Origin of the sequence: Rhodococcus phenolicus (assembly GCF_001646785.1) — a bacterium.
GTDB classification, from domain to species: domain Bacteria; phylum Actinomycetota; class Actinomycetes; order Mycobacteriales; family Mycobacteriaceae; genus Rhodococcus; species Rhodococcus phenolicus.
The window spans coordinates 1-1,286 of the sequence record NZ_LRRH01000174.1 but is presented as its reverse complement, the minus strand read 5'-3'; the positions used below and the strand labels follow the sequence as shown (position 1 = coordinate 1,286).

The following is a 1,286-nucleotide window of genomic DNA, read 5'->3' as shown; positions in this document are numbered from 1 at the left end:
CTTGGATTCAGGAACCCAACGCAACACCCCTGGAACAAGGGGTGCAGTCATGGCGAGAAGGATTCCATGGGAAACACGAGCCGAAGCCTATCGAGGGCTGATCCGGGGATGTTCCACAGTCGAACTCGGCAACACTGTGGGCGTGTCGAGAATGACGGTGGACAGGTGGGCGGCGAGCGCAGGTCTGGATCTGAACATGGGGGCGATCGGTGGGGTGAGCCCACTTCCTGTCGACGCCGAGCCACCCCAGACCCCCGACAGGTCCTATCGCCGATTGACCTTGGCGGATCGATCATTCATCCAGGCGGCGCTGGCGCTGCCGGAGCCGTTGTCGATGCGTCGGATCGCTGCCGAACTCGGGATGTCGGTCTCGACCATCTCGCGGGAGGTGCGGGCGCACAGTGTCACGGACTGGGGTCAACAACGCTACAGCGCCGATGTCGCCCACTACCGTGCGTTGCGTGACCGGCCGCGCACCCGACCACGCAAGCTCGACGACCCGCAGTTGCGTGGTCAGGTCATCGACCTGCTGAACTTGAAGTACTCGCCCGAGCAGGTTGCGGCGGAGCTGAAGATCATGTTCCCGGATCGGAAGGAGATGCACATCTCGCACGAGTCGATCTACCAGGAACTCTACATCCAGGGACGTGGTGGGCTGCGGCACGAGTTGACCGTGGTCAAGGCGCTGCGGACCGGGCGGAGCACGCGGATGCCGCGGTCCAAACTGCCGGCGCGCAACACCAGGCCGTGGCTGGACGGGGCACGGCTCAGCGATCGGCCCGCGGAGGTGAACGACCGTGCGGTGCCGGGGCATTGGGAGGGGGATCTCGTGGTGGGGCCGGACTGTTCGGGTTTGGTGACGTTGGTGGAGCGGTCGAGTCGGTATGTGTTGATCGGGCATCTGCCGCAGGGTCGGGACAGCGCTTCGGTCATCGACGTGCTGGCGCGGATGATCGAGGGGTTGCCGGCGGATCTGGTGCGCACGATCACGTGGGATCAGGGCTCGGAGATGGCGCAGCATGCGGAGTTCACGGTGGCGACGGGGTGTCGGGTGTTCTTCTGCGATCCGCATTCGCCGTGGCAGAGGGGCAGTAACGAGAACACGAACGGGTTGATTCGGGATTTCTATCCCAAGGGCACGAACTTCGGTGAGGTCACTGATGTTGACCTCACCGAAGTTCAGCGGTTGCTCAATATCCGGCCGCGGAAGACGTTGGGATGGAGGAAGCCCTGTAACGTGCTCTCGGAGTTGATCGCGGGTGTTGCGTTAGCCTCCTGAATCCGCC

The 1,286-nt window shown here is 63.7% G+C and carries 1 protein-coding gene; it reads left to right on the top strand.

Annotated features, from left to right (window positions below; genetic code table 11):
• The coding region (locus A8G15_RS28555; RefSeq protein WP_245688048.1) for an IS30 family transposase at positions 1-1,279 on the top strand (1,279 nt) is incomplete at its 5' end.
• Positions 1,280-1,286: the final 7 nt, after the last annotated feature.